Source organism: Mesorhizobium sp. BAC0120, assembly GCF_033542235.1.
GTDB lineage: Bacteria > Pseudomonadota > Alphaproteobacteria > Rhizobiales > Rhizobiaceae > JAWRCU01.
On the sequence record NZ_JAWRCU010000005.1, the window covers coordinates 278,410 to 298,483 of the forward strand.

Sequence of the window (20,074 nt, forward strand, 5' to 3'; positions counted from 1 at the left end):
ATCCAGCACCAAGAGTAGCACATGGAACGCAACACCACCCAACAGCTGACACCCGCGACAGTGGACTTCGACAAACCGGGAAAGCAGATCGGTGCGTTTCATGTGCCATTCTCGGCGCATGACGATGCCTGGGGTGTGGTGCCGGTCCCGGTCGCCGTGATCAGCAACGGCAAGGGGCCGACCGTCATTCTCGAAGGCGGCAATCATGGCGATGAGTATGAAGGTCCGATCACGCTCGGCGAACTGATCCGCGACCTTGATCCGGCTTCGGTTTCGGGTCGCCTGATCTTTATTCCGGCGATCAATCAGCCGGCAGTCATGGCGGCGCAGCGCGTCTCGCCGATCGACGGGATCAACATGAACCGTACCTTTCCCGGCGATCCGCTGGGCACGACGACACGGCAGATTGCGGCTTTCGTCAACGACGTGTTGTTTCCGATGGGCGATGTGTTCATCGATCTCCATTCGGGCGGTTCGTCGCTGGACATCATCCCGAGCGCCGTCATCGAACCGGGCAAGTCGCCGGAGCAGCATGAGGCGAATGTGGCGGCGGCGACGGCTTTTGGTGCGCCGATCGCCGTGGTGATCGACAACAGAGGGGATCCGCGGACGGCGACCGCTTCGGCCGCCCTGGCAGGCCTGACGGTGATCGGCACGGAGATGGCGGGCGGCGGCACGGTGTCGATCGACGCGCTCGCGCTTTGCCGTCGAGGTGTCCGAAACGTGCTGGCGCATCTCGGGGTGGTGCCGCGCCACTTTGCGACGCCCGTCGAGAAGCCGCCCGCTCTTTTCGAATTGACATCTCGCGCCCATGTGATCGTGGAAGACGACGGCGTGTTCGAGCCGATCCATCGACTCGGCACGGAAGTGCGGGCAGGGGAACTGGCAGGGCGCATACACTTCATCACGCAGCCTGGCCGCAAGCCTGTCGATCTGCATTATCGAGCCGACGGCATCGTCTATGGCCGGCGCCAACCCGGCAGAGTGCGTCCCGGCAATTGCTGTCTCGTCGTTGCCACGCCTTATGAAAGCAAGAAGCCATGATTTCCTTGGACGACATCCGCGCGGCCGCCGATCGTATTGCGCCGCATATTCGCGACACGCCGACCATCGAGGTCACGGCAGTTTCGGAGCCGGTCACGGACGCCCGCCTCATGCTCAAGCTCGAATGCCTGCAGGCGACGGGCTCGTTCAAGGCACGTGGGGCGACCAACAAGTTGCTCACCTTGCAAAAGAACGAGCTCGCGAACGGCATTGTCACGGCATCCGGCGGCAATCACGGGCTCGCAGTGGCGCGCGCGGCGCGGCTCGCCGGGGTTCCGGCCACGGTGTTCGTCACAGAGAGTGCGACGCAGGAAAAACGAGATAAGCTCAAGCGTTGGGGAGCGAAGGTCGAAGTGCTGGGGCAGATCTGGAACGAGACCAACGAGGCCGCGCTCGCTTTCGCCGAAGAGAAGGGCGCCGCCTATTTCCACCCCTTCGCCGACCCAGCCGTGGTCGCGGGGCAGGGCACCGTGGGGCTCGAGCTTCAGGAGGCGCTACCTGACCTCGATGTCGCGCTGGTGGCGATCGGCGGCGGCGGACTGATCTCGGGCATGGCCGTGGCCCTGAAAGCCCTCAAGCCATCCATACGCATCATCGGTATCGAGCCTGTCGGATCGCCGACGCTTCTCGCCTCCCTGCAGGCCGGCCACGTCGTCCGGCTCGAGAAGGTCACGAGCCGTGTCGCCACCATGAGCTGCGGCCAGACCGATCAGCAGATATTCGAGACGGTGCGCGACCATGTCGATGACATCGTGCTGGTCTCCGACGAGGCGATGATCGACGCCGCGCGCTGGCTCTGGTTCGAGCTCGGCATCGCGGCGGACCTCAGCGGGGCGGCTGCGATCGCCGCATTGAGATCCGGCGCGGTGAGCTTCGGCCGCGACCACACGATCGGCGCGCTCGTCTGCGGTGCGGGACCCGACGGTATCGGCTGACTTTGCGTTTCCGGAGCCGATCAATTGCCGGCGAGCGACAGGTTGCGCGCACGCTCGCGCAGCGCTGCCAGCAATTCAGACCGCCGCGGCTGAGGCGTGTCGACCGGCAGAACAAGGCACAACGTCCGCGTGATTGCACCGCTTCTTTCGCGCAATGGCGCCGCCATGCACCAGGTGAAGCTGTCGGCAAGCCCCGAAGTCTCGCTGAAGCCCTGCTCGCGGGCGTTGGCGATATCTGCCAGGAAGGCGTCCTGCGCGATCACGCGGCCGTCGCGGAGCCGGAAGTCCTCCTTCGGGATGAAGGCACGCACTTCGTCGTCGCTCATGTGGCTGAGCAAGAGCCGGCCGGATGCCGTCCACGGAATTGGCACCTCGACGCCGACGTCGCTCGAGATACGGAACGGCCCCGGCGAGCCGCGGCAATCGAGCACGACGTATTTGTTGCCGCGCAGCCCACACAGTTGGACCGTCTCGCCCGTCTCGGCAGCCATTGCGTCCATCGTCTCGATGATCCGCCGATAATGCGCATTGTGATGGCTGTAGGCCCAGCCGAACAGATGCATCGCGCGGCCGAAATAGACGTGGCCGTCCGAACCGACATTCTCCAGCATCTCGGCATCGAGCAGACTGTTCACGATCTCGTAGGTGGTCGAACGCGGCGCGTTGATCATTTTGGCGATATCGCCGACGCGTGCGGGCGCGCGGTGCTTCAGCAGTGCCTCGAGCAGCATGATGACACGATCGATGCCGCGTTTGCGCTCGCCGCCGCGCTGGACCGGGATGCTGTCCGCTCCAAGGACCTCAATTGCTTCGTTGGTCATGGTTTCCCGCCCGCGATGGTCGTTTGCGGGTCCTCGTCTCAAGACGCTTGAAAACTGTCAAGGCCGCGTCTAGCATCCCTCTGTCCGATATATAGACATACTGTCTGAAATACCGGACACACACAAGTCTTGGCGCATGCAGGCCAGACGAGGGGCTGGCGCCTTCCGCAGTGCGGAAGCCGTAGGGGCCTCTCGTCGCGACCACTCGCGCCGCGACGCAAACGAACAGGGGAACAAGTCATGACCAGAGCATCCATCTTCGCATCCGCAAGCGCCCTATGCCTCGGGCTTCTGCTCAGCATCGGCGCGGCATCCCAAGCGCAAGCTGCGGCCAAGTGCATCAAGGGCGACCGCAAGGCGCCCTATACGATCGGCTGGGCCAACATCTATTCCGTGCCGACCTGGATGAAGCAGACCCAGGGCACGATCGAGGCCGAGGTCGAAGAGCTGAAGAAGAAGGGGCTGGTCGACAAGCTGGTCGTCACCGATGCGCAAGGTGACGCCAACACGCAGATCCAGCAAATCCAGTCGATGATCGATTCGAATGTCGACGCCATCATCCTGATCGCGGGGTCCTCGACCGCGCCTGCACGCGTGGTGGCAGATGCCTGCGCGAAGGGCATCGCGATCATCAATTTCGACAGCCTGGTCGACACGGATCAGGTCACCGCCAAGGTGAATACGGACTCCGCGCAATGGGGCGAGCAGGCCGCGAAATTCCTGATTGATGCGATGGGCGGCAAGGGCAAGATCCTCGTCCTCAACGGCCCTGCCGGCATTTCGGTGAGCGACGACCGCCGCAAGGGCGCGCAGCCCGTTCTGGACGCCAACAAGGATGTGACGATCCTCGCGGAGACCAATACGCCTTACAACGTCGCGCCCGCGCAGGAGGCTGTCACCAGCCTGCTCTTCGCGAACCCCGAGATAGACGGCATCCTGTCGCTCGGCGGCGCGCTTTCGGCAGGCGCGGTTCTGGCGCTCGACAAGCAAGGCCGCGACCAGGTGCCGATCACCGGTGAAAACGCTCGGCAGTTCCTCGAGCTGTGGAAGGAGAAGGGGCTGAAGTCCTGGGCGACGATGCAGCCGAACTGGCTCGGCGCCTTCGCCACCTACGTTGCCGTTCAGGCACTCGAGGGCAAGGACGTGCCGGCCTTCATCAAGATCCCGCTGCCGATCATCGACAACTCCAATCTCGACGAATATCTGGCCCGCGCCAAGGATTTCCCGGCTGACGGCTACATCTATTCGCCCTACGATCAGGCACTGTTCGACAAGCTCCTCGCCGGGAAATGAGCCGGAAGGCCTGACGCAAGTGACGGAAGCGGCACCGCTCCTGGCCGCGCGCGGGGTGTCGAAGTCGTTTTTCGGCAACCCCGTGCTGCGGGATGTTTCGATCGCCCTTCTGCCGGGCCGCGTGCATGCGCTGCTCGGCGAGAACGGCGCAGGCAAATCGACCCTCATCAACATACTGTCGGGCGCCTTGCCTGCGGACGACGGCGCCGTCGAGATCGACGGCCGGCCCGTGGCGCGCATGACCCCGTCGGAGGCTCGGCAGGGGGGTATTGCGGTAGTCCAGCAGGAGCTCAGCCTCACCGCGAGCTTGTCGATCGCAGAGAATATCGGGCTCGGCGCCTATCCGCGCCGGTTCGGCATGGTCGATTACAGGGCGCTGGCGGCGCGGGCGAGGTCTGTCTGTGCTCTGGTTGGCCTCGACGAACCACTTTCCACGCCGGTCGGTGCACTTCCGCTCGGGCGGAGGCAGATGGTCGAGATCGCCAAGGCGCTTTACCGCGAGCCGCGCGTGCTCATCCTCGACGAGCCGACCTCCTCGCTGTCTGCGACCGAGACCGCGATCCTTACGAAGCTGCTCGAGCGGTTGCGGGCGCAAGGCGTGGCGATCCTCTACATATCGCACCGGCTGAACGAGGTGATGGCGCTCTGCGAGCATGTGACGGTGCTCAAGGACGGCAGGGTCACCGCGGACCAGCCTCTCGCCGGGACTGACGCGGCCGGGTTGGTTCGCCTCATGGTGGGGCGCGACCCCGGCGACCTGTTTCCACGCTGGCAGCCTTCCGCATCGACCAATCCGGTCGTCTCGGTCAAGGATTTCTCCGCCGGGCTGGCGCGCGACATCGACCTCGAGATCCGTACCGGCGAGGTGCTGGGCATCGGCGGCCTCGTAGGGCAGGGCCAGGAAGATCTGCTGCTCGGCCTCTACGGCGCCATCCCCGCCGTCGCCGCCGCAGCAAAGGTCAATGGCACGTCGGCCTTGCCGGCGGGTGTGCCTCAAGCCAACGCGCTGGGACTTGCCTATGTGCCGGCCGACCGCAAGCGCGAGGGGCTCCATCTCATCCATTCGATCGCGACAAATCTGATGCTGCCAGACCTCGCGCGGGTTCCGGCGCTGAGGATCCGGCGCCGCTCGGCGGAGCGCGCGACCGTGCGCGACCTCGCGTCACGATTTGCCATCAAGGGCGATCCGGCGCGGCAGGCGCAGGCACTGTCGGGCGGCAATCAGCAGAAAGTGGCGCTGGCCAAGTGGATGCCGCACGACCCGCTGGTGCTCCTGCTCAACGATCCGACCCGCGGCGTCGACGTCGAGACCAAGCGTGAAATCTACATTATGCTCCGCAAATTCGCGGCGGCCGGAAAGGCCGTGGTGCTGCTCAGCTCCGATACACCGGAACTCGTGCATGTCTGCGACCGCGTCGCAGTCATGCGCGAGGGCCGCCTGGTTGCGATGCTCAGCCACGACGAGCTCAGCGAAGAGCGAATAGTTGCTGCTGCCGTCGGCGCCGGAAGGCAGAAGCAAGCCGCATGAGTTCGATCATGAATAGATCGCCCGAACAGAGTGCCGCGCTCTATTGGCCCGTGCAGGTGAACCGCAACAACGGGCTCGTCGGACTGTTCGCGGTGGTGCTGCTGTTCGTCATCGCCTACGGCGTCCTCTTTCCCGGCCTGTTCACGCTGTCGGGCTTCGCCAAGTTCACGCAAAGCTGGTTCCCGCTGGCGCTGGTCGCGATGGCTCAGGCCCTGATGATGCTGACGGGTGGCATCAACCTGGCGATCGGAGCCACGGTCAGCCTCGGCGCAGTGATTGCCGCGACCACCATGTCGGGTCCACTCGGAGTGGCAGGCGGCGGCGCGGCAGTCGCGCTCGCCGGATTGGCAATCGGCGCTGCCACCGGGCTGATCGTCGTGAAACTGAGATTGCCGGCGATCGTGGTTACGCTTGCCGGTTCCTTCATCGTGAGCGGCGCCGCACTGCTCATCCTGCCCCGGCCAGGCGGCGCGGTTCCCGACTGGCTGTCCAACCTGCTTGCCGGCAATACGCCGACCGCCTTCGTCATCCTCGTTCTCGTCGCGCTGCTGTGGAAGCTCTACATGGCGACGCCCGTCGGCCTCAGCCTCTACGCCGCGGGCGACAATCCGGTCGGAGCGTATCGTTCCGGCGTGCCGGTCGATGCCGCGCGCATCGCGGCTTATGCAATCAGCGGACTCTTATCCACCGGCGCAGGACTGTTCGTCGCTGCCCAGACTGGCTCGGGCGATCCCGTCATCGGCACGGCATTCACCCTGAACTCGATCGCGGCGGCCGTGCTCGGCGGCATCGGCTTCCTCGGAGGGCAGGGGACTATGCGCGGCGCGCTTGCCGGCAGCCTGCTGCTCAGCCTGATGATCAGCGTCATGTTCTTTCTCGGCTTCACTCCGGTCGCACAATATGTCGCGCAGGGACTGATCATCATCGGCGCGGTCGCGCTGCCGCAACTGCGGAGGTTGAAGCGATGAGCGCCACCGGTTCCGTCGCGCCGCGGGGCACCGCCATCCTGCGCAGCAGGCCGTTTCTCACCTTTGCGGTGGTCGCGGCGGTTTGGCTCGTAGCCGGCCTCACCATGCGCGGCTTCGGCGCGTTCGGCCATTTACGCTACCTGGTCGAGCTCGCTGCCGTCATCGGCCTCGTCGCAGCGGGCCAGACTTTCGTCGTGGTTGCAGGCGGCATCGATCTGTCGGTGGCCGCGATCGTCACGGTAAGCGCCGTCGGTCTGCCGCTCCTGTCTGTGCCTGGCGATCCGACCGGGCTGTCCGCGATTATCGCGACACTGGCACTGGCCACCGCTATAGGTCTCTTCAACGGGCTTGGCGTCGCTTTCTTGCGCGTTCACCCGATGATCATGACGCTGGCGATGGCAACCTTCCTGCAGGGCCTGCTCATCCTCATTGCCGGCGGCACGGCGATCTCACTGGACAACCCGCTGGTGACCTGGCTCGGCAATGCGAGACCGATCGGCATTCCGGTCGGCATTATGCTGTGGCTGGTCGTGTCGGCGGCGGTGCTGGTCATCATGCATGCGACACCGTTCGGGGCGCGGGTGTTCGCCTTGGGTGCCAACCCGCTTGCCGCCACGCTTTCCGGTGTGCCGGTCAATGCCACGACGATCGTGGTCTACGGCATCAGCGGCTTCACCGCAGGGCTCGCCGGCGTCCTTGTGCTTGGGATGAATGGTCAGGGTTACGTCGGGATCGGCGATCCCTACCTGCTTGCCTCGATTGCAGCGGTCGTGCTCGGCGGCACCTCCATCCTGGGCGGGATGGGTACCTATGCCGGGACCATCCCCGGAGCGCTGCTCCTGGTGACGATTACTGCGCTGATCACCGTGGTCAACGCGTCGCCGGGTTGGCGCAGCATCCTGTTTGGCTCGCTGATCCTTGGGCTGTTGCTCCTCTCCGGCAGGGAGTCAGCTCGGCGATGAGAGCTCGTCGAGACGATAAATCCGTTTCGCCGTGCCGAAGAACAGCGCGTGCTGCTCGGCTTCGGAGAGCGAGGACGTGATGGTGAGGAAGCTGTCATATACCTGGTCGAACGAGGCATGCAGGCCGGCGACCGGAAAGTCGCTGGCGAACATCGCGCGCTCCGGACCGAAGCAGTCGATGCAATGCATGACGACCGGCCTCAGCGATTCAAGGCTCCAATCATGATCGTAGGCGACGAGGTCCGAGATTTTCACCGCGACGTTCTCCCGCCGCGCCAGTTCCCTCAGTCCGTCACGCCAGCGACGCATGCCCTCGGCATCGCGGTCGATCGGGCTGCCGCAATGGTTCAGCACGAAACGCTGGTCTGGGAAATCTGCCGCGAGCCGCGCGGCATCGCCAAGCTGTCGCGGAAACACCATCAGGTCGAAGACCAGGTCGTGCCGCTTGAGATGCGCAAGGGCGGCACGCCAGCGCGGCTCGTCCATGATGCCGTCGCGCAAAGCGAAGCGCCGGGCGGGATCGGGATCCCAGCTCAATATGTCGCGCACGCCGACAACACGGCCGAACGCCGCCTGGGCATCGATAAGATCGGATGCATCGGGGGCCGAAAGCGGTACGTGCACGACATAGCGCGCGGCGACGCCCTGCCGGTTGTCGAGCGTTTCGAGCCAGCGGGTTTCCCCGACGCAGTCGTCGCTCGCCCATCCCGCCTCGATATGCACCGTTGCGACGATGTTGTGGCGGGTGGCGTCGCGCCGATAGTCCTCGGGCAGGTAGTTTTGCCTGAGCGGTCCAAGGTCGCCCAGCCCGCCACGTTCGGCAGCGGCCGAGCTCAGCCATGGGTGCCGACCGAGCCGAAGATCCCAAAGGTGATGATGGGCATCGATGATCGGGCCGGAGTAGTTTTTCACGCGAGACCTTCGGAAGTTGATCTGGGAGGCGCTCGGAGAGGTAGCATGTCATGAATTCAAACACACTCGCCCCGCTCGCAGCACGCGAAAATTTCCCGCTCGACGACCGCATCCGCGGCGTGCCTCCCGGAACAGAAGGGCTTGCCAGCGGCAGCGTGGCGGCTGAGCGGTGGCATCCCGCCAACGGGCGCATGTCGCTGCCGGTGCTCACTCTCGACGAGGCGGCCTTCACGGCAAACCGCGACCTATTCCTGCGATATGCGCGCGAGCAGGGCGTTCAGGTGGCGCCGCACGCGAAGACGCCGATGGCGCCCGATCTCGCGTATGCGCTGGTCGCAGTGGGGGCCTGGGGCACGACGGTGGCCGACATCAGGCAGGCTTCGGTGATGCTGCGCGCCGGTCTGAACCGGCTGATCCTTGCCAACGAGGTCGGCGGCATCGGAGGCGCGAGACGGCTGGCGGCGTTGATTGAGAAATTTCCGGAAGCCGAGCTTTACGCCTTCGCGGATTCGGTTGCAGCGGCAAATGCATTGGCGTCGGCGTGGGGGGAGAGCCCTGCGCTGCCCCCGCTCGGCGTACTGATCGAAACCGGTGCGGGACGCGCCGGCGCGCGCACGACCTCCGACGCGGAAGGCGTGGCCGATGCTGTTCAGGCGACAGGCGGACGGCTCCGGCTGGCCGGCGTCGCAACCTACGAGGGCGCCGCAGCAGTGGCGGATCCGGTGCGCACGGACGAGATAATCGGCTCTCTTCTTGCCATGACAGGCGACTTGATCCTGAGGCTGCGTGCCCGCGTCGGTCCCGACGCACCGCTGATCCTCACCGCGGGCGGCTCGACCTTCTTCGACAAGGTCGTTGCGAAGCTCTTGCCGTTTGCTCGGGAAGCCAAGGCGCCGCTCTTGCTACGCAGCGGCGCGATCTATTTCCATGACCATGGCCTCTACGACCGAGCTCTCGCCGCGCTCGATCAGCGCAACGGCTTTGTCGTCGGTGGCGCCGGCGTCTCGGCGCAAGCCGCGTTTCGCCCGGCCTTGCGCCTGTGGGCCGAAGTGCTGTCGCGCCCGGAACCGGGGCTCGCCATCTGCGGCATGGGTATGCGCGACGTGTCTTTCGACCAGGGCTTTGCCAAGGTGTTAGCCATCCATCGCAACGGGGAGCGCTTGCCGGCAACTGCGAAAGCGCCCGAGTTGTTCAAACTGAACGACCAGCACGCATTCCTGTCGGTGGCCCCGGAGGATGGCATTGCGGTGGGAGACGTCGTCGAGTTCGGTATCTCGCATCCCTGTACCTGCCTGGACCGCTATCGCGTCATTTTCGGCACGGACCGGGACGGTTACGTCCAGCACGCCTTCCCGACCTATTTCGGCTGATCGCAGATCAATTGAGAGGACCTTCCATGGTCAAATATTACCTCGCAATCGAGGTCGCGGCGGTCTGATGCATACCGGGCTCGTGCATTCCCTCGACCTCGAGCGCGACGGCAAGGTGCTCGACTATCTGAGCATGCCGTTCTCGATCGACCGGTCGCCGTACTTCCAGTTGAAAGTGCCGGTCTGCGTGATCCGCAATGGCACCGGTCCGTCGGTGCTGCTGATGGCCGGCAACCATGGCGACGAGTATGAAGGCGAATTGTCGCTTGCCCGGCTGATCCGCAGGTTGGATCCGGCGCAGGTGAGGGGACGCGTCACCATCCTTCCGATGGCGAACGCGCCGGCGGTGATGGCTGGCAAGCGCTGCTCGCCGCTCGACGGCGGCAATTTGAACCGCGCCTTCCCGGGCGATCCCAAGGGAACGCCGACGAGCCGGCTGGCGCATTTCCTCGAGAAGGAGCTGTTTCCGCGCCATGATGTCGTCTTCGACATTCATTCCGGCGGCACCGCGATGGAGCACCTGCCCGTAGCGTTGATCGAGCGCGACGACGATGCCGACCGTCATCGGCACACTATTGCTTTGATGAAGGCCCTCGGCATGCCGCACGGCTTTATCGCCGACAACGGCGCCGCCGCCCCGACCTCGCTCGGTGCCGCCCGTCGCGCAGGTGTCGTCGGCTTGAGCGGCGAGTTCGGCGGCGGCGGCACGGCGACGGTGGACAGCATGGCGATCACCGCGCGCGCCATCGACAATCTGCTTGTTGCGCTGGGCGTGGTTCAAACGCCGGTGCTCGGCGGGCAAGCAGCGGCGCCCGAGCCGATGCGGCTAATGTCACTCACGCGCCACAGCCAGGGCATCTACGCCTCGCGTCGCGGTTGGTTCGAGCCTGCGGTGCGGCTGGGCGACAAAGTTACGGAGGGGCAGATCGCCGGCTGGTATCACGACCTTGAACGGCTCGAAGCGGAAGCGGAGGAACTGCGCTTCGCCGAAGCGGGGATCGTGATCTCGCGGCGGCTGCACACCATGTGCGAGGCCGGCGACTGTCTCGTGCAGGCAGCCGAGCTGGTCGGGGAGGCGTGACCAATGGGTGCGGATACGCTCATGCAACTTTCGATGTGGACTTATCCCTGGGACGTCCAGGATCTCGGCTCCGAGACAGTGGAGCGCGAGCTGCGGGAGCGCGCTGGTCTGAACATGGTCAGCCTCGCCACCTCCTACCACGCCGGCCGCTTCCTGCAGCCGCGCAGCCCGCGCCGCAAGGCATACTTTCCCGAGGACGGCACGATCTATTTCCGGCCGACGGCCGCACGCTGGGCGGATCTCACGATCCAGCCGAAAGTGGCCGACGTGATCGAGGAAGGAGGTGATGTATTGGCCGAACTGATGCGGCGTCGCGATGACGACGGGCTCGCCATTTCCTGCTGGACGGTCTGCCTGCACAATACGCGGCTCGGCATGCTGCATCCTGAGGCCGTCACCCGAAACGCATTCGGCGATCCGAACTTCTATAATCTCTGCCCGTCCAATCCCGACGCGCGCGCCTATGTCCGCACGCTTGTAGAGGATATCAGCTGGACCTACAGGCCAGACCAGATCGAGCTGGAGAGCCCGGGCTTCATGGGCTTCGCGCATGAATATCATCATGAGAAGGACGGCGTCGGACTGACGCCCGAAGATGATTTCCTGCTGTCGCTCTGCTTCTGCCCCTCATGTCTCGCACGCGCGGCAAAGGCCGGGGTCGACGGCGAGCCCGCGCGCAAGCTCGTCCGGCAGTGGATCGTCGAGACATGCGAGCAGGCGGTGCCCTCGCGACGCTTCCCTGACTTCCCTGCAAGCGGACTCGACACCTTCCGTCCTTGGCCGGAACTGCACGCCTATCTGATGTGGCGTGCCGAGCCTGTCACCAGCCTGGTCGAGGAAATGCGGATGGCGGCAAATCCCGCGACGAAGGTGGTCGTAATCGATCTGAAGGACGGCTGGCTCGGAGGATGCGATCTCACAGCGCTCGGCAAGGTCTGCGACGGCGCGATACTGTGCGCCTATGACATGCAGGCCGGAGATGTGGCAAAGCTGGTGGCCTTGGGTCGATCGGCCCTGGGCCACGATAAGTTCCTCGGAACGGGCTACAGACTCTTCTTTCCCGAGATGTCAGGCCCCGAGACACTGACCGCAAAAGTCGCGCCAGCGCTCGGCGGCGAGGTCGATGGCGTCAATTTCTATAACTATGGCCTGGTGCCAGGTGCCAGACTGGACTGGATCGCGGCAGCACTGCGGCGCCTTTGAAAAAGGGAAGGGGAGATCGAGCTCGCGTCAGCGCACCGAGTGAGATCCCCCAATCCCAACTACCCAGGCTGACCGTCAGCGCGGACATGAGAGGCAAGTGCCTCGATCAGGCCAGACGCCTCTCCGCCATAAGAGACACCGCCAGTACAAGGCACAGCAGGCCAAGCGAAAATGGCAACCCCTGATGTCCGATCAGTTGCATTGCCAGTCCTGTCGCGGGCGAGCCCACCATGCCGCCGACGCCCCATACGAACGCAAAGGCCGCGTTGCCGGCAATCAAAGATTGACCAGTGAAACGCTCGCCGAGCTGGATCAGTGACGTGGTGTAGATCCCGAACGAGACTCCACCCCAGACGAAAACGAGCGGCCAGACGAGCCACGAATTGAAGATCGACGACAGCACCAGGCAGCCGGCCAGAGAAGCCAGAACGCAGAATATCATGGTTCGTGTCGAGCCAAGCTGTTCGGCGACGCGCCCTAGCACAATTTGCAGCACGGCGTTGCCTGCGGTGAAACAGGTGATGAGCGAAGCGATGCGTGGCTCGGCACTGTCGAGCGCCGCGCCATAGACTGCGAATAAGGAAATCACGACCTGCTCGAAGGCGGCAGCGGCGAACACCGCGAACAATAGGAGAGGGGCCAATGCAAAGAAGCCGCCAACCGATATTGCCTCGCCTTCATGTGGCATCTTCGGCAGGCGCGGCACGACCGTAAGCACGACCAGACCGCACAGAAGGAATGCCGCGATACCGATCGTGAAGGGCGGCCACCCCTCGGTGCCGACCAGGCCGAGCGACAGCGGGCCGATGGCGAAGCCACCCGAAACGACCGATGAATAGAGGCCCATGATGCGGCCCCTGCGGGGCGCGGGTGCGATCGAGATCAGCCAGGTTTCGCTGATCACGTAAAGCGGATTGGCGAAGAAGCCGAGCAGGAAGCGCAGCGGCATCCAGATCCAGACTTCCTGGGTCAAGGCAATCATGATCAAGGTAAGCGCGGCGAGGATCGAACACAGCACCGCGAGGCGCGCCCCGCCCACGCGCCGCGCCAGCGCCGGAATGAAGGGCGCAGATACGATGAAACCCAGCGGCGTCATGGCCGCCGACAGGCCGATAAGGCCGGCCGTGACGCCATGCCGCTCCAGGATGAAGCTGAGCAGGGGATAGGTCAGCCCCTGTGCCAGGGCGAACACCGTGACGGTGGCGATGATGCCCGCCATCGCAGCCCACCGGATCCGGTCATCTCGCGGCAGTGTCGTGCTTTCGGCAATCATGCGGACTTCGAACCAGACCGGCAAATTCCGACAGGTGCAGGCGCCGGCGAACCACTGCAACCTGCGGAAACTCTGCTTGATCCGAACAGCGCAGTAATTAAGCCTTGCCAAAGAATTCCAAAAACTTCCAAACAGGCTGATCTTGCGGCCTTGCCTGCTTAGCGTAGGATTTCGTCCGCTGCCCCGACGACCCCATCCCGCACGTAACACCGAATTTCAGCCATCATCTCAAGACCACAGGAATGACCGACTCACCTTCCTTTCTCGACTTTCCACATCGCCTCGCTGATGGCCGCATACCCCGAGCGGTGATCTTCGGAGCCGGTCACGGCAGCACGTATCCCGGCAAGGACAGCAGCGGCTATGCCTTGGCCGCCGACGCCATCCGTGCTGCAAGCCAGGCCGATGCGGCGCTCGTCGGGCACTGGGATTTCGATCTCGGCGGCCCGTTGTTTGACGGCAAACCGGTTTGCTGCATCGACGCCGGCAACATCCCAACCATCATGCATGACAATGCCGCCAACCGGGCCCTGATCGAGGCGAAGACGCGCGAGGTCCTGGCGTTGCCGGCCGTACCAATCCTGCTCGGCGGCGATGATTCCGTGCCCATTCCCTTTCTCGCTGGATTTGCGGATCACGGGCCAGTCTGGATCCTGCAGATCGACGCCCACATCGACTGGCGCGATGAGTTGCATGGCGAACGCTATGGCTATTCGAACCCGATGCGCCGAGCGAGCGAGATGCCGCATGTCGCCGGCATCGTGCAGGCCGGCCTGCGTAGCGTCGGCAGCGCACGCCTCACCGAAATCGAAGCGGCGCGGCGATATGGCAGCCGGTTCGTGACCGCCCGCGAGATTCACTCCCAGGGGGTCGAAGCCGTTCTCCGGCATATCCCGGAAGGAGCGCGGGTGGTCGTCACGCTCGACTGCGACGGCATCGACCCCGGCATCATGCCGGGCGTAGCGGCGCGCACGCCTGGCGGCCTCACTTATACGCAGGTGATCGACCTCATCGCGGGTCTCGGCCGGCGGGCCAGGATTGCAGGATTCGACCTTGTCGAGCTCTATCCTCCCGCCGACATTGACGGCCTGTCGGCCCTGACCGCCGCGCGCCTTATCGTCAATGCAGTCGGCGCCATCGTCCGGCAGGTTTGAAATCCTGCTTCCCACCTCACCCGCGATACTGTTCCAGACTATCAGCGGCAGAATGTTTCCGTGAGAAAATGAAACGGGCTATAGGATGCGCATGCAGGGATCGCGCTTCGCCTTTGGTCCGTTCGTGCTTGATTTCGCTGCGGGCACGCTTCTTCGGAACGATGCCCCCGTCGCCGTTGGCTACCGCGGACTCAGGCTGCTTGCGGCGCTGGTTGGACGGGCCGGCGAAATCCTGGGCAAGGCCGAATTGATAGATGAGGTGTGGCAGGGCAGGGCAGTCGAGGAAGGCAATCTCACCGTCCAGATCGCGCTACTGCGAAGGCTGCTTGGCCCGAACGCCGAGGGCGGCGAATGGATCGCCACGATCCCTCGCGTCGGCTATCGCTTCACGGCGGCCGTCGAACAGCTCGGCAGCGGAAAACGGGAACCATTGCAGCCGCCCGGCAAACCATCGATAGCCGTGCTGCCCTTCGTCAATGTCAGCAATGATCCCGAGCAGCAGTCCTTCGCGGATGGGCTGACCGAGGACCTGATCACCGACCTGTCCAGGATCTCCAGCCTGTTCGTCATCGCGCGCAACCCAGCCTTCGCCTGCAAGGGAAAGGCGACGGATGTGCTCGGGGCCGCCCAGGAACTTGGCGTGCGCTACCTGCTGGAAGGCAGCGCAAGACGCGCCGCGGGACGCGTGCGCATCAATGCACAGCTGGTGGACACGGTAAGCGGCGATCATCTATGGGCGGAACGCTTCGATCGCAGCCTGCAGGACATTTTTGCCGTTCAGGACGAGGTCGCCGGCAAGATCGTGGAGGCGCTGCTCGGCCGGCTGCGCACACCGACGCCGCGCAATCGGCCCAAAGATCTCGAGGCTTACGAACTCTGCCTGCGGGCACGCAAGCTGATGGATGATACCCCACAGTCGGCGCAGGAAGCGCATCTGATGCTCACGCGCGCGATCTCGCTCGACCCGGAATATGCCGAACCCTATCGCTGGCTTGCCTTGAACCACTGGATGGGATGGGTGCATTCCGGCGGACCAACCGAATCCAGCCGTAGCATTGCTCTGGATCTGGCGCGCAAAGCCGTGGCGATCGACCCCGACGATCCCGGCTGCCGCTGGGTCCTGGCTTACCTGCTTGCATATGAGCGCAGCTTCGCCGAGGCGGATGCTGAATTCGCCAAGGCGATCGAACTCGACCCACATGAGGCCGATACATGGGCGGCGTTGTCCGACATCACGATCCTGGCCGGGCGGATCGGGGAGGGGATTGAGCACATTCGCAAGGCGTTTCGGCTGAACCCCTTTCCGGCAAGCTGGTACTATCTGACGCTCGGCCAGGCGCAATACGCGGCCGGCGAATACGAAGCCGCTGTCGAGACACTGCGCCGGGACGAGACTTATCGTACAAGCTCACGCCGTTTCCTGGCGGCAAGCCTTGCCAAGCTCGGCCGGCTCGACGAGGCGCGGACAGAGGTCGAATTGTTCCTCGTCAGCAACCCGCATTTCACAACCCGCCACTGGGCCGCGACGGAACCATTCCGCGACGCTGCGACGCTCGAGCATTTCATCGACGGCTACCGCAAGGCCGGTCTTCCGGAATGAAGCGCTTAGCCGTGCCCATAGGCCGAGGCTCGCCGGAGTCGGCCCAAGTCTTATATGATGTCATGCAGCCGCGATCTGCTGCACAAACCCGACGCTCGTATGCGCTGCCGCAATGTCTTCGGTTCGCGCTGGCAATCCAGGAGATGATCATGGCGCAGCCTGCACTTTTCCAACCGATAAGCATTCGCGACCTTCATCTCTCCAATCGGATCGTGATCGCTCCGATGTGCCAGTATTCCGCGGAGGACGGATGCATGAACGACTGGCATCTCGTTCATCTCGGTCACCTAGCGCTCTCTGGTGCGGCGCTGCTGACCATCGAAGCGACGGCGGTTCTCCCCGAAGGCCGCATAAGCTGGGCTGATGTCGGGCTGTGGGACGACAAGACGGAGGCTGCAATGGGTCGCACACTGGAAGGCGTGCGGCGCTGCTCGGACATGCCGATCGGGATCCAGCTCGCCCATGCCGGGCGAAAAGCCTCGAGCGTGGTACCTTGGGAAGGCGGTGGACAATATCCGCCTTCAGATCCGCGGGGCTGGCAGGCCGTGGCTCCATCGGCGATTCCTTTTGCCGAACGTGAAGTCGCGCCAACTGAACTGGATCGGGAAGGCATTCGGCGGGTGCGAGATGCGTTTGCCGCATCAGCGGTCCGTGCCGCCCGACTAGGACTTGACGTGGTCCAGCTCCACGTGGCCCACGGCTACCTGATGCACCAGTTCCTGTCGCCGCTTTCCAATCAGCGGACCGACGAATATGGCGGCTCGCTCGAGAACCGGATGCGCTTTCCGCTTGAGGTCTTCGACGCGGTGCGTGCCGCGTTTCCCGCGCAGAAGCCGGTTTCTGTGAGAGTATCTGCCACGGATTGGGTGAAGGGTGGCTGGGACATCGAGCAGACGATCGCTTTCGCTGAAAAGCTCGAAGAACGAGGCTGCGACGCGCTTCATGTCTCGAGCGGAGGTCTGCATCCCGCGCAAGCCATCCCAGTAGGACCGAGCTATCAGGTGCCGCTTGCTCGCGCGGTCAAATCTGCCGTCCGCATGCCGGTGATCGCAGTCGGATTGATCACCGGGTTCGAGCAGGCCGAGGCAATCGTCGCAACTGGCGATGCCGACATGATAGCCTTGGCCCGAGCGATCCTCTATGACCCGCGCTGGCCATGGCACGCTGCGGCGGAACTCGGCGCCAAGGTCCGGCCGCCCAAGCAGTATCTCCGCTCTCAGCCGCGACGATTCAAGGACCTGTTCGGACGAGAGTGACTCTTTGAGCAAAGAAAGCCACCGACCTGGCTCAGATAGTCCATCTTGCCGATCGACATGCCTGTGTGACGGAGAATGTCGTAGGCGGTCACGATATGAAAGTAGAAATGGGGGAGGGCCCACGACCTCAGGAAGCGAAGGCCGTCCATTTCGATGATCTTGTTGTCGGAGATCTCGATGCTGCAATCCCGCGTCTCGGCTCCCTCAAAGTCGTCTGCAGGAATGGCGCGAACCAGTCTGATAGTCTCATCAATCTGCGTCTCGCAGCCGATCAGTGTCGTTTCGGTTTCGGGCATGGGCGCAGCCGGACGACCCGCCAGGCGCGAAACGCCGTCGCGTGCGTAATAGGCCGCCTGCTGGACCTGTTGGGCCAACGTGTACATGTCGGGGGCAAGCCGAGCATTCACGAGATCCAACTTCTCTTTTTCTGCGAAGTTGACGGCTTTGCCGAAAATCGACGACAGGCTTTCGAGCATCGGCGCGAAGCTGTCGACGGCCATGGTGTGCATCGAGATCTTCATGATGCTTGCCTCCGTCACATCGTTTTCAAATATTCCACGAGTCGATCAGAGCTGGCTTCAATCGGCTTGGTGAAGCCGATGGCCAACGCAGCTTCGCGATCCGAGAAGCTTTGAAAACGCGCGACCATCGTCCACTCGGTCTGACTCCCCAGTGCCTCGAGCATAACGGTGACGGCGGCACCGGGCGGACCTTTTTGAACCGTTCCGCTATCTGTTGACCGCCATGCGAGCCGTGCGGGCTTCTCTACCTCGATAAAGACGAAGCTCATATGCAGCTCACGCCCATCCGGAAACCGCATTACATGCGTCCAGAGACCACCAGGGCGCACGTCCATTTCGCAAACCGGGTTGGAGACCCCTGCGCCGCCCCACCATTTCCGTACATGTCGAGCATCTGTGATCGCCTGCCATACCAGGTCACGCGGCGCCTCATAAGTTCGCTTCATGACGATCACTGGCTCGTTTTCGGGAATTTCCGTTCGCGTGTTCATTCTGACCTCTCGTTTTGCTGGACCGCGTCGAGGTAGTCGCCGAGGCTGTCCAGGTTGCGTTCCCAGAATTCCTTGAAGTCGGTGAGCCAAGCCGCCACAGCCTTGAGTGGCTCGGCCTCGAGATGGCAAGGCCGCCATTGCGCCTCCCGTCCGCGCGAAATCAGCCCCGCGTTCTCAAGCACTTTCAGGTGCTTGGAGATGGCGGCGACACTCATGTCGTAAGGTTCCGCCAGTTCGCCGACTGTCGAGTCGCCTCGCGCCAAGCGGGCGAGAAGGCCCCGCCGAGTTGGGTCTGCCACAGCAAAGAGCGTGGCGCTCAAAGGATCGCTTGCCATATGTATTCAACCGACTAGTTGACAACCATTCGGTTGAATACACCGGATCAGGCTGTACCGTCAATGGCCGCCAGCCTCGTCAAAGTTCGATGGCGAATCCTTGAGGGGTAGTTTTGCGCTCGGTCTGGGAAGCAGGCGGACTATTGCGCGAGGAAATCCGTGACGAGCTTGATCGTAGCGTCCGGGTTTTCCTCCATGATCCAATGTCCGGAGGCAGGTACAATCCCGGCGGTCACGTCTGTCGCGACATAGCGTAGATCGTCCGCCTGGGCCGTGCCGAAGGATTTTTCGGCACCTAGCGCCAGCACCGGCATGGCGACCTTGCCGCCCTTGGCAAGGAGCTCCTTGTTGTCGGAGGCGTCCTGGGAGAAGGCGGCGAACTGCTCGAAGGCATCGTGCATGGCGTGGGGTCGAGCGTAGAGCTTGGAATAATGCACTCGCGTCGCTTCATCGATCGCCTTGGGATTGGCCGACAGCTCATTCCAGAACCGGTCAAGATAGATGCGCTCGCGGCCTGCAACCAATCGCTCCATGTCGGGGCCGCGGAAGTTGAAGTGCCACAAGAGCGGCAGGCGGATGATGTTGTCCCAATCGCCGATACCAGGCAGCGGAGCATCGATCACGGCCCAGCGTGTGACTCGGTCGCGATACTGGGCGACAAAGGCGTAGCCCACCATGTTGCCGATATCGTGGGTGACGAGGTCGACCTTGTCGATCTTCAGATGATCCAGGATGCCGGCAATGTCGACCGCCTGGTTCTTCTTGGTGTAGCCGGTATCTGGATGGGCCGAGAGCCCCATGCCGCGCAGGTCCGGCACGATTACTGTATGGTCTTTCATCAGCTTTGCGGCGAGCGGTGCCCACATATCGCCGCTGTCGCCGAAGCCATGCAGCAGGAGCACGGCAGGCCCCTTGCCGCCAACGCGGACGTAAAGGCTCGTTCCATTGGTCTCGATGGACTGCCGCTTGAATTCCGGCGGGAAGGGGACGATGCGGGCTGTTGCCGGCAAGGTGAAGAGCATCACACCTAACGCAGCCATCATTACCTTGCGCATGTCATCCTCCTGAAATGTTGAGCATTGAACCGAGCTGCGCGCTGCGCAACGCGGCATCAATGGTTCGACCCAGTATCAGCAGCAACCCGATTGGCAAGGCAGCTACGGCTGTGCACGCGAATACAGACAAGAATCCGGAACCAATCGATCCCGAAGTCAAGCCGCATTACTCGCCTGAACAATTCCGCAGCCCCCAGCTGCGTCCGCGCCATTCGTACATGGCGTGCGCGCAAAATCAATGAATCGGCCGAAAGCGGGCGCCCGGCGCGTAA

The 20,074-nt window shown here is 63.6% G+C and carries 19 protein-coding genes; 12 read left to right on the forward strand and 7 right to left on the reverse strand.

Going from position 1 to position 20,074, the window contains the following annotated elements:
* Window positions 1-21 precede the first annotated feature (21 nt).
* Both SAZ10_RS14305 and SAZ10_RS14310 read left to right on the forward strand, forming a co-directional pair.
* Window positions 22-1,044, forward strand: coding sequence for a succinylglutamate desuccinylase/aspartoacylase family protein (locus tag SAZ10_RS14305; RefSeq protein ID WP_318609913.1), 1,023 nt, complete (start codon window positions 22-24; stop codon window positions 1,042-1,044).
* The gene (locus SAZ10_RS14310; RefSeq protein WP_318609914.1) at window positions 1,041-1,979 is read left to right on the forward strand and encodes a threonine/serine dehydratase; all 939 of its coding nucleotides are present in this window, start codon (window positions 1,041-1,043) and stop codon (window positions 1,977-1,979) included. Before SAZ10_RS14305 ends, SAZ10_RS14310 begins: the two co-directional genes overlap by 4 nt.
* A 20-nt stretch (window positions 1,980-1,999) precedes the next feature.
* Here SAZ10_RS14310 and SAZ10_RS14315 read toward each other — a convergent pair whose 3' ends face one another.
* On the reverse strand, window positions 2,000-2,800 hold the full coding sequence (locus tag SAZ10_RS14315) for an IclR family transcriptional regulator (protein WP_318609915.1): 801 nt from the start codon (window positions 2,798-2,800) through the stop codon (window positions 2,000-2,002).
* A gap of 240 nt (window positions 2,801-3,040) precedes the next feature.
* Between SAZ10_RS14315 and SAZ10_RS14320 the strand changes: the two genes are divergently transcribed.
* The 4 genes from SAZ10_RS14320 to SAZ10_RS14335 are packed head-to-tail and all read left to right on the forward strand — an operon-like array spanning window position 3,041 to window position 7,551.
* On the forward strand, window positions 3,041-4,093 hold the full coding sequence (locus SAZ10_RS14320; protein ID WP_318609916.1) for an ABC transporter substrate-binding protein: 1,053 nt from the start codon (window positions 3,041-3,043) through the stop codon (window positions 4,091-4,093).
* A gap of 19 nt (window positions 4,094-4,112) precedes the next feature.
* Window positions 4,113-5,621, forward strand: coding sequence for a sugar ABC transporter ATP-binding protein (locus SAZ10_RS14325; RefSeq protein WP_318609917.1), 1,509 nt, complete (start codon window positions 4,113-4,115; stop codon window positions 5,619-5,621).
* Between the two features lie 8 nt (window positions 5,622-5,629).
* Window positions 5,630-6,589, forward strand: a complete 960-nt coding sequence (locus SAZ10_RS14330) for an ABC transporter permease (RefSeq protein ID WP_412535216.1) — start codon at window positions 5,630-5,632, stop codon at window positions 6,587-6,589.
* The gene (locus SAZ10_RS14335; RefSeq protein WP_318609919.1) at window positions 6,586-7,551 is read left to right on the forward strand and encodes an ABC transporter permease; all 966 of its coding nucleotides are present in this window, start codon (window positions 6,586-6,588) and stop codon (window positions 7,549-7,551) included. The genes SAZ10_RS14330 and SAZ10_RS14335 overlap by 4 nt, the downstream gene beginning before the upstream one ends.
* Here SAZ10_RS14335 and SAZ10_RS14340 read toward each other — a convergent pair.
* Complete coding sequence (locus SAZ10_RS14340; protein ID WP_318609920.1) at window positions 7,537-8,463, reverse strand: amidohydrolase family protein; 927 nt, start codon at window positions 8,461-8,463, stop codon at window positions 7,537-7,539. The genes SAZ10_RS14335 and SAZ10_RS14340 overlap by 15 nt on opposite strands.
* Window positions 8,464-8,513: 50 nt before the next feature.
* Between SAZ10_RS14340 and SAZ10_RS14345 the strand changes: the two genes are divergently transcribed.
* From SAZ10_RS14345 to SAZ10_RS14355, 3 genes are all read left to right on the forward strand, one after another.
* The gene (locus SAZ10_RS14345; RefSeq protein WP_318609921.1) at window positions 8,514-9,833 is read left to right on the forward strand and encodes an alanine racemase; all 1,320 of its coding nucleotides are present in this window, start codon (window positions 8,514-8,516) and stop codon (window positions 9,831-9,833) included.
* Between the two features lie 67 nt (window positions 9,834-9,900).
* Complete coding sequence (locus tag SAZ10_RS14350) at window positions 9,901-10,914, forward strand: succinylglutamate desuccinylase/aspartoacylase family protein (RefSeq protein ID WP_318609922.1); 1,014 nt, start codon at window positions 9,901-9,903, stop codon at window positions 10,912-10,914.
* Window positions 10,915-10,935: 21 nt separating this feature from the next.
* A complete protein-coding gene (locus SAZ10_RS14355; RefSeq protein ID WP_318609923.1) occupies window positions 10,936-12,117 on the forward strand; it encodes a hypothetical protein in 1,182 nt (393 codons plus the stop codon).
* 106 nt (window positions 12,118-12,223) lie between these two features.
* Here the strand turns inward: SAZ10_RS14355 and SAZ10_RS14360 are convergent, their stop codons facing one another.
* Window positions 12,224-13,390 carry an MFS transporter gene (locus tag SAZ10_RS14360; protein WP_318609924.1) on the reverse strand — a complete coding sequence of 389 codons (1,167 nt, stop codon included), beginning with the start codon at window positions 13,388-13,390 and terminating at the stop codon, window positions 12,224-12,226.
* Window positions 13,391-13,632: 242 nt separating this feature from the next.
* Between SAZ10_RS14360 and SAZ10_RS14365 the strand changes: the two genes are divergently transcribed.
* The 3 genes from SAZ10_RS14365 (at window position 13,633) to SAZ10_RS14375 (ending at window position 17,400) form a co-directional block, all read left to right on the forward strand.
* Entirely contained in the window at window positions 13,633-14,544 is a 912-nt protein-coding gene (locus SAZ10_RS14365; protein ID WP_318609925.1) for an agmatinase, read from the forward strand.
* A 91-nt stretch (window positions 14,545-14,635) separates the two neighbouring features.
* Window positions 14,636-16,144 carry a winged helix-turn-helix domain-containing tetratricopeptide repeat protein gene (locus tag SAZ10_RS14370; RefSeq protein ID WP_412535217.1) on the forward strand — a complete coding sequence of 503 codons (1,509 nt, stop codon included), beginning with the start codon at window positions 14,636-14,638 and terminating at the stop codon, window positions 16,142-16,144.
* Window positions 16,145-16,293: 149 nt separating this feature from the next.
* Complete coding sequence (locus tag SAZ10_RS14375) at window positions 16,294-17,400, forward strand: NADH:flavin oxidoreductase/NADH oxidase (RefSeq protein ID WP_318609927.1); 1,107 nt, start codon at window positions 16,294-16,296, stop codon at window positions 17,398-17,400.
* On the opposite strand, the gene SAZ10_RS14380 is transcribed toward SAZ10_RS14375, so the two are convergent.
* The 4 genes from SAZ10_RS14380 to SAZ10_RS14395 all read right to left on the reverse strand — a co-directional run bounded on the left by SAZ10_RS14380 (window position 17,361) and on the right by SAZ10_RS14395 (window position 19,802).
* A complete protein-coding gene (locus SAZ10_RS14380) occupies window positions 17,361-17,921 on the reverse strand; it encodes a DUF1993 domain-containing protein (protein WP_318609928.1) in 561 nt (186 codons plus the stop codon). The genes SAZ10_RS14375 and SAZ10_RS14380 overlap by 40 nt on opposite strands.
* Before the next feature lie 14 nt (window positions 17,922-17,935).
* Window positions 17,936-18,412 carry an SRPBCC domain-containing protein gene (locus tag SAZ10_RS14385; protein WP_318609929.1) on the reverse strand — a complete coding sequence of 159 codons (477 nt, stop codon included), beginning with the start codon at window positions 18,410-18,412 and terminating at the stop codon, window positions 17,936-17,938.
* Window positions 18,409-18,747, reverse strand: coding sequence for a metalloregulator ArsR/SmtB family transcription factor (locus tag SAZ10_RS14390; protein ID WP_318609930.1), 339 nt, complete (start codon window positions 18,745-18,747; stop codon window positions 18,409-18,411). Before SAZ10_RS14390 ends, SAZ10_RS14385 begins: the two co-directional genes overlap by 4 nt.
* Before the next feature lie 140 nt (window positions 18,748-18,887).
* The gene (locus tag SAZ10_RS14395) at window positions 18,888-19,802 is read right to left on the reverse strand and encodes an alpha/beta hydrolase (RefSeq protein WP_318609931.1); all 915 of its coding nucleotides are present in this window, start codon (window positions 19,800-19,802) and stop codon (window positions 18,888-18,890) included.
* Between the last annotated feature and the right edge of the window lie 272 nt (window positions 19,803-20,074).

What these genes read in the sequence shown, in the direction of transcription:
- SAZ10_RS14395 (WP_318609931.1), bottom strand. Translation starts at nt 19,802, where the DNA reads ATGCGCAAGGTAATGATGGCTGCGTTAGGTGTGATGCTCTTCACCTTG.
- SAZ10_RS14360 (WP_318609924.1), bottom strand. Translation starts at nt 13,390, where the DNA reads ATGATTGCCGAAAGCACGACACTGCCGCGAGATGACCGGATCCGGTGG.
- SAZ10_RS14385 (WP_318609929.1), bottom strand. Translation starts at nt 18,412, where the DNA reads ATGAACACGCGAACGGAAATTCCCGAAAACGAGCCAGTGATCGTCATG.
- SAZ10_RS14380 (WP_318609928.1), bottom strand. Translation starts at nt 17,921, where the DNA reads ATGAAGATCTCGATGCACACCATGGCCGTCGACAGCTTCGCGCCGATG.
- SAZ10_RS14315 (WP_318609915.1), bottom strand. Translation starts at nt 2,800, where the DNA reads ATGACCAACGAAGCAATTGAGGTCCTTGGAGCGGACAGCATCCCGGTC.
- SAZ10_RS14345 (WP_318609921.1), top strand. Translation starts at nt 8,514, where the DNA reads ATGAATTCAAACACACTCGCCCCGCTCGCAGCACGCGAAAATTTCCCG.
- SAZ10_RS14330 (WP_412535216.1), top strand. Translation starts at nt 5,630, where the DNA reads ATGAATAGATCGCCCGAACAGAGTGCCGCGCTCTATTGGCCCGTGCAG.
- SAZ10_RS14370 (WP_412535217.1), top strand. Translation starts at nt 14,636, where the DNA reads ATGCAGGGATCGCGCTTCGCCTTTGGTCCGTTCGTGCTTGATTTCGCT.
- SAZ10_RS14335 (WP_318609919.1), top strand. Translation starts at nt 6,586, where the DNA reads ATGAGCGCCACCGGTTCCGTCGCGCCGCGGGGCACCGCCATCCTGCGC.
- SAZ10_RS14355 (WP_318609923.1), top strand. Translation starts at nt 10,936, where the DNA reads ATGCAACTTTCGATGTGGACTTATCCCTGGGACGTCCAGGATCTCGGC.
- SAZ10_RS14320 (WP_318609916.1), top strand. Translation starts at nt 3,041, where the DNA reads ATGACCAGAGCATCCATCTTCGCATCCGCAAGCGCCCTATGCCTCGGG.
- SAZ10_RS14390 (WP_318609930.1), bottom strand. Translation starts at nt 18,747, where the DNA reads ATGGCAAGCGATCCTTTGAGCGCCACGCTCTTTGCTGTGGCAGACCCA.
- SAZ10_RS14365 (WP_318609925.1), top strand. Translation starts at nt 13,633, where the DNA reads ATGACCGACTCACCTTCCTTTCTCGACTTTCCACATCGCCTCGCTGAT.
- SAZ10_RS14310 (WP_318609914.1), top strand. Translation starts at nt 1,041, where the DNA reads ATGATTTCCTTGGACGACATCCGCGCGGCCGCCGATCGTATTGCGCCG.
- SAZ10_RS14350 (WP_318609922.1), top strand. Translation starts at nt 9,901, where the DNA reads ATGCATACCGGGCTCGTGCATTCCCTCGACCTCGAGCGCGACGGCAAG.
- SAZ10_RS14305 (WP_318609913.1), top strand. Translation starts at nt 22, where the DNA reads ATGGAACGCAACACCACCCAACAGCTGACACCCGCGACAGTGGACTTC.
- SAZ10_RS14375 (WP_318609927.1), top strand. Translation starts at nt 16,294, where the DNA reads ATGGCGCAGCCTGCACTTTTCCAACCGATAAGCATTCGCGACCTTCAT.